The 1,049-nt window shown below is 45.0% G+C and carries 1 protein-coding gene; it reads right to left on the bottom strand.

What is annotated here, in order from left to right; genetic code table 11:
• Positions 1–1,049: threonine--tRNA ligase (gene thrS, locus A3766_RS28580; protein ID WP_068643467.1), on the bottom strand; the 1,049-nt coding region annotated here is incomplete at both ends.

Below are 1,049 nucleotides of genomic sequence, written 5' to 3'. Positions count from 1 at the left end.
ATAATACCGTGCAAAGCGCCAGATGCTTCATTTCTATGGCAAGAACCAAACTCGGCAAGACGTAAGGGCAACTCCTTATAACTCTTCAAGCCTTGATTAAATACCTGAACGTGGCATGGGCAGTTCATCGGCTTGATTGCAAAGTCTGCGTTCTCTGAGTGAGTAGTAAACATCTGCTCACTAAATTTATCCCAGTGGCCCGACTTCTCCCATAGCGTACGCTCAACCACTTGAGGCGTCTTAATTTCTTTATAACCATACTTGCGCTGCTTGGTACGCATGTAGTTTTCGATAGTCTGGTAGATACTCCACCCCTTGTCATGCCAGAAGACCATACCTGGCGCCTCATCCTGCATGTGGAATAAGTCTAACTTCTTACCTATTTTACGATGGTCTCGCTTTTCGGCTTCTTGTAAGCGATTCAAATATTGCTTTAGCTGCTTCTTATCTGCCCAAGCTGTACCGTAGATACGCTGCAACATTTTGTTGTCAGAATCGCCACGCCAGTACGCGCCAGAAATACGCATTAGTTTAAAATGATGGCAGAATTTCATGTTCGGCACGTGAGGGCCGCGGCACATATCTATATATTCTTCATGGTGATACAAAGCTGGCGTATCGGTCTTGGCGATATTTTCGTCAAGAATTTCCATTTTATAAGTTTCACCACGCGCTTCGAAAGCATCTCGTGCTTCTTGCCAGCTTACGGTCTTCTTAACAACGTCATAGCTCTTCTTAGCAAGCTCAAGCATACGCTTCTCGAGGGCTGCCATATCTTCTTCAGTGAGACGATGCTCTAAATCAACATCATAGTAGAAGCCATTTTCAATCGTTGGGCCAATCGCCATTTTGACATCAGGCCAAAGCTGCTTAATTGCGTGACCAACAAGGTGAGCGCATGAGTGACGCAATATTTCAAGGCCATCTTCATCTTTTGCAGTGATAATACTTAGTGTGGAATCTTCTTGAATCAACTCACAAGCATCGACCAATACATCATTTACGCGACCAGCGATGGTTGCCTTGGCAAGACCTGGACCTATATCTGC

Source organism: Oleiphilus sp. HI0132 (genome assembly GCF_001635845.1).
The sequence above is the reverse complement of the archived record's forward strand: the minus strand, read 5'-3'. Positions and strand labels throughout refer to the sequence as shown.